Here is a 6,000-nt window from a genome sequence, read left to right on the forward strand (position 1 = left end):
TTTACTTCCCATCGTATGGGCCATTGTGCTCTAATTTCGATGTACACATGGCAGCAGCAAACTTACCTGAGGCTTCAATGTCAGCCCCAAGACTGCGCATGTAGAGGTATCCTGCCGAGTAAGTATCGCCACATCCCGTGGCATCCACTACTTGTCGCGGCTCATAGGCAGGGATTTCATAAAACTGTTTGTCTGCATAAATAAGACTGCCGAAGCTCCCTAACGTGATGACTACTTCCCGAACGCCATACGATGCCATTTGAAGAGCAACCGTGCGTGGGTCTTTTGAGTTTGTAATCATCTCCATTTCGTGCTCATTAAGCTTTAGAATGTCTGTATAAGCAAGTATCTCTTCCATGTCATTCCATTTGACAGCATAAACTTTTTCACCTCTAACCTCACGAAGATATCCCTGTACATCAATCGAAATACGCCCCTTCTCGGCTAACGCTTTGACTACCTCTACTGGAAAATCATCGGCTAACAAGCTGCCCAAATGAAACACTTTAGCCTCTAAAGGGAGTACTTCTTCTATGGTAAAAGGGTCGGCTTTAGCCAACACTCGCTGTGTTCTTTGATTGCTATCTATACCATATCGGTTCTCAAAATATACACTCTTTGCACTGTCATAACAAACGACATCAATGCCCGCTTGACGCATACGATCTACTTCTTCGTATGATTCAGGTCCAACTTTCGTTACCAATTGAAACGCTATATCATGGGGAAGATTGTTAATACCATAGGCCATATAGAACGCCGTTCCACCCGACATAGAGACCGATTGGCTTGGAGTGATAATCTTATCTCGGGTGATATGCCCGATACAGCATATATCTTTCATTCGCAGTTACTTTTACTTTAAGCATCACAAAGGTACAAAAAAACTCATAAAAAGAAAACTTTTGTTTCGTTTTTAGTGTTCTGTGAGGTTCCCACTACTAGTGTTTAAGAGAATGTTTCATGATGGTGGGGGAGATGAAGGGAGGTAAACAAAGCCTCACTCCCAGCCCTTTGCTTTCCTCGTTTCGCAGGCTTCACGAACAGCGACCTATGGTTCCCCGAAGAGGGAGGGGAGTAGTTAGTTGTGGAAATGGAGGGAGTTGTTTTGGGGTTAATTAGGGGTAGCGATGGTGTTAAGAATTAAAGGTAAAATGATTTGGGGCATTTCATCGCATAATTTGCCGTGTTTTATCGCATGAAATGACGTAGATTGTCGCGTAAAATGACGCAAATTATATTATGCTTTTTATTATTCAACGCCATAGGTGTTACGCTTTCTAAGCGTAATCCACCATGAATCCTCTCACTATACCCACGCCTTCTCAAAGAAAACTCAACACTTACAGCGTTGAATCTCCCTGCGAATGCTCACCCGGGGTAGGCTCGTTCCTCGCCAACCCCGGGCTATCAAAGGAACAACTCGTACCGAGTTGCGTGGTGAGAATATTCATGGTGGCAGATTTGTTCATTGGAATACCGGCATAACACCTACGGCGTTGCATTATTGCCACATTTACCATGATAGTTGTATCCATTGGAATATTGGCACAACGCTTATAACGTTGCATGGTTGCAATATTCAAATGATGAGGTGTTTTCTACTCTTTCATGTGCAAAGCCTCCATAAAACGGCGGATGACTTCAGGCTTTCCGGTGTGTTTTCCGAGGTCTTCGGAGAGCTTACATGTATCATTATAGTAGGGCCAACACTCTGTTATTTTTGATGCAACAAGTTTAATGACAATATTCATTGGCTCAATACCTTCGAAATCATTAGTGAAATGAGTACCTATTCCGAATGAAGGCAGGCAATAATCTTTTGCATATTGTTGAATTTCTATTGCCGAATCAGTGTTTAACGCATTTGAAAACACAACCTGTTTTGTGCGAGAATCAATGCCAAGTGAACGATATTTCGCCACGATTTTCATTAGTTGTTCGCGGTTATTTCCAGAGTCAATGCGTAGTCCTTTGAATAGATTTGCAAAGTCTTCTGAGAAGTTTAACGAGAAGATATCCCATCCAAAAGAGTCATAAAGATATGTACCGAGGGCACCACGGAAGGTGTTTCGCCAGGCGTTCATAGCCAAATGATTGGCCATTTGCGGTCCAAACATACCGCCAATCGCGCAAATAAACTCATGCGCCATAGTGCCAACAGGTTGTAAATCGTGGGTCATGGCGATGTAGACATTGCTTGTTCCCACGAGTCTTCCTTTCCAATCATGGCTCTGATAGGTGTCTTTCAATGCACGAACCACCGTATCTTCGGCTTCAAAAGAGGCGCGTCGACGTGTTCCAAAGTCTGAAAACACACAGCCAGCAGTCAACAATCGTTCTGCTTTTTGACACGTTTTGTTATACAACTGCACGTAATCTAACCTTGCAATCTGCCCTGTCATGATGTAGAAAAGCTCAGAGATCATCGCCAGAACCTTTACTTCTAAGAGGATGGTATCCGACCAACTGCCTTCAAATTCCACGTGAAGATGCCCGTCAATATCTTGTGAAATGTTGACCCATTCGCGTGAAAACCTATAGCCACGGAGGTAAGTAAAGAACCAATGCGGCATGTAACTGCATCGCCGTTTCATGAAATCTATCTCGTCATCTGTAATGATAACGCCCTCTAAGGCTTCGATTTGACGACGCAATTCGTCAGCAAACCCAGTGGGATATACCGTGTTATTGCGGTCTACAAACTGGTATTTTACTTGGGCACGAGGGTAATTATCGATGACCGAACAGCACATAGAAAGCTTATAAAGGTCATCATCTGTGAAGTGATTGATGATTTGTTTCATTGTCGTTTGAAAGCTCTTATGATTCCTATTGAGACACACTCGTCAGCAAAATCAATGAAATGAAAAGGCGAAACTCATCATTCAGATGCATAAAACGTGCTGTGTCTGGTGCAAATATACGACATTTGAGGCAGATAAAGCAAACAAAAGAAAGAATTTTGAAATAGAAATGGCTGGGCGAAGTGACGCTTTCCACGGAAAAGAATGCAGGGAAAGCACGTGCAAACAAAGTAGAAGAAAAAGAAAGAAAGCACCCAATAAGGATGCTTTCTGAGTGAAATAACATGTTTAACTATGGGGAATAATCTATAAAGATTAAGCCTTTTTAGCGAAAGAGAAAGTCGTCCAAGGACTCTTTGGGTCGCTAACGAGCTTGTTAAATATCTTCTTTGTCTGACCCATGCTATAGCTATCAGCACCCCAAAGAGTGTAACCGATGATGTAACTCTTGCCATAGTCTTCCCAAGAAGAAAGCGATTTGTGAACTAATTCGTCAACAAAGTCAACATATTGCCACATTTCTTCCTCGCTGATATACTTCTTTTCAGCGCACATACGAGCAATAAAGACCAGACGAGTTGCCTCAAAACCAATGCCACCTATACGTGTAAAGTCGGCCTCATCTCTAACAATTCCTTCCTTAACTAAATTGCCTATAGTCTTGAAAGCGCGTTCAATCTGTTTAGAACATGCCTTAGCTTCATTCTTGTTTACAAACGTTTCGTTGAGATATTGCTCAATAGCTTTCTGCTCTTTCAACTTGAATGCCTCTGCAATATTTGGCATATAGTTTTTTGTGCACGCTAATTTCAGATCGTCTAAAGCATCAATTGCCGAGCTATGGTCATAGATACCCCAGTCTCTTTTGAGCAGTTCTGCGCAATCATCTTTCACTAATCCCGTCTTAATAGCATTCAAATAACACTTATCATTCTCTGCATAGATGGCGCTAAGCAACATCTTTCGCTGTTGATCTTGACTGAGATTTGAGTTTGAATCCGTTCGAAGTCCACTGCCAAACTGGCGTAAAGTGGCCTTTGCTTTAAGGAAATATTGATATAAACCAATGACAATAAGCACGCCAACTATGATGTAAACAATCCATGTATAGCCGCTTGTTGAGCCGTCAGATGAGCCACTTGGTACTCTGATTCGAAATCTTAAAGCCATTGCTTCCTGTGCATATAGGCCTAACATCAATACTAAACTGTAGATAATTCTCTTTTTCATATTGCTCGTTTTTAATTTTTATAGTTTGTGTTTAGTGTCTCTTTATCAGCCCATTTGATTCGGCTGATAAAGAAACATCTTTATTTTCATCTCGTGATTAGATTCTGATTATGCGAAAGGGAAAGTCTTCCAAGGACTATTTGGCTTAGTATACATGTCCTTAGCATGGCCTGCCATCACCTCGAAGTAATTTGAAGCACCACACCACAAGCAACGACCAATGATGTAACTCTTACCAAAGTCTTCCCAAGAAGTAAGCGTTCTATGTGCTATTTCGTCTGCAGCATCAACATATTTCCAAAGTTGTTCGTCGTTGATATAGTTTGCTTCGCGACACAATCTGGCTATGAACACAAGACGACCAGCGTCCCATGCATCGGGTCCAATGCGTGAAAAGTCGGCCTCATTACTAATGATGTGTTCCTTCATTAGAGGGTCCATAGACTCAAAAGCGAATTGAACTTGCTCCCAACAATTATTGATATCCTCGCTATCTTCAAAGGTATCACGGAGATATTGCTGTATTTCTTGCTTGTTTTTAAGCTTCAAAGCTTCGACAACTTGAGGGAAATAGCGACGTGTACCCGATAATTTCAAATAGTCAAGTGTTTCGATTGCCGATGCTTGGTCACTGATATTCCAACCTTGGTTGAACATCTTCTCACGCTCATCTGCTGATAATCCCGTCTTAACAACATTGTATAAAGCTGCCTTTTGTGCTGCAAATACACCACTTAACAATAGCTTTCGTTGTTGATCTTGCGTCAAATCAGTATTCTTTTCAACCTTAGCGCTGGAGGTAAAGAAGCGGAATAACTGCTTAAAGAATGACCAATACTTTATTACAACGTAAAGGATGATACCACAAATAACGGCAGTTGAAATCCAAGATGAACTGTCTCCACCGCCTTGATTGCTGCTTGGCACCTTGACTCTAATGCGAAAAGCCTCTGCATATTGAGCCACAAAGCAGAGCATTATTACCAAGATTGTTGTCAGTTTTTTCTTCATATAGGTAATTTTATAAATTGAATGATGTTATTTTTTCTTTCCTTTTACGACCTTCTTTACAACAGGTTGCTCTGGCATCTTATTCTCTGGACGAGCAAAACCGTCTTTCGTTGCACGCTCACTCATTACTTTTATGCGCTTATCTAAGTCTGGATGAGACGAGAACATGCGCTTAAACTTGCTGTCTTTCTGGTAACCTGAGTCCTCTTCGAGCTTCTTAAGTTTCTCAAACGACAAAGCCATTGCCCAAGGATTCTTACCATTTTTCTTCAAGAAGTCATAGCCGTAAGCGTCTGCATTGCTTTCCTGCTTCTGCGAATATGTAGCATTCAACAACGCTTCTCCAAGCTCTCCGAACTGTGAATCGCTAAGCGTTGCGGCCTTACCTCCCGTGGAAGAGACTCCATCTTTGAATGCCGATGTGAGCAAAGCTGTACGGAAAGCATTCTTAGAATCCTTGTGAGCAACGTGTCCTATCTCGTGTCCTATGACGCCAAGTAACTCATCATCGGTCATGATGTCCATCAAAGAAGAGAACACACGCACGCTACCATCGGCGCAAGCAAAGGCATTTACGTCGGTGACATAATAGACTTTGAAGTTCAAAGGAATACCTTCTACGTCGTTAAGTCCTTGAGTTAATTTCTTCAAACGAATAGAATAGGGATTGTTTTCAGGGCAAACTTGATTGTGCTTATCCATCCAATCAATGTATTCTTTCACATAGTTTGCTACGTCAGCATCGGTTAAAGTTGCTGCTTTTACAGCCTTTGATGCTCCTCCAATAGCTTTTTTAAGGTTGAACTGTGCCATAGATGGCGTTGCACTTAGCATGAAGCATGCACCTAAAAGCATGCTTGACAATGTTTTGTTCATAAAATTTTATTTGTCTTAAAAGTGTAAATTATGCCACAAAGGTATACAAAAAATAACATAATCTGCATTCTCTTGC

At 41.6% G+C, this 6,000-nt stretch carries 6 protein-coding genes; all 6 read right to left on the minus strand.

Annotated features, from left to right (window positions below; translation table 11 throughout):
* Position 1: 1 nt before the first annotated feature.
* Positions 2-844, minus strand: a complete 843-nt coding sequence (locus HMPREF9420_RS08465) for a PfkB family carbohydrate kinase (RefSeq protein ID WP_044078868.1) — start codon at positions 842-844, stop codon at positions 2-4.
* Between the two features lie 499 nt (positions 845-1,343).
* A complete protein-coding gene (locus HMPREF9420_RS08470) occupies positions 1,344-1,571 on the minus strand; it encodes a tetrahydrofolate synthase (protein ID WP_211207524.1) in 228 nt (75 codons plus the stop codon).
* 30 nt (positions 1,572-1,601) lie between these two features.
* A complete protein-coding gene (gene pncB / locus HMPREF9420_RS08475) occupies positions 1,602-2,807 on the minus strand; it encodes a nicotinate phosphoribosyltransferase (RefSeq protein ID WP_007135192.1) in 1,206 nt (401 codons plus the stop codon).
* 315 nt (positions 2,808-3,122) lie between these two features.
* Positions 3,123-4,037 carry a DUF1266 domain-containing protein gene (locus HMPREF9420_RS08485; RefSeq protein ID WP_007135194.1) on the minus strand — a complete coding sequence of 305 codons (915 nt, stop codon included), beginning with the start codon at positions 4,035-4,037 and terminating at the stop codon, positions 3,123-3,125.
* 108 nt (positions 4,038-4,145) lie between these two features.
* Positions 4,146-5,048 (minus strand): DUF1266 domain-containing protein, encoded by a 903-nt coding sequence (locus HMPREF9420_RS08490; protein WP_007135195.1) that lies wholly within the window; start codon positions 5,046-5,048, stop codon positions 4,146-4,148.
* Positions 5,049-5,075: 27 nt separating this feature from the next.
* Positions 5,076-5,924, minus strand: coding sequence for a M48 family metallopeptidase (locus HMPREF9420_RS08495; RefSeq protein ID WP_044078871.1), 849 nt, complete (start codon positions 5,922-5,924; stop codon positions 5,076-5,078).
* Between the last annotated feature and the right edge of the window lie 76 nt (positions 5,925-6,000).

This window comes from Segatella salivae DSM 15606, from assembly GCF_000185845.1.
Lineage (GTDB): Bacteria > Bacteroidota > Bacteroidia > Bacteroidales > Bacteroidaceae > Prevotella > Prevotella salivae.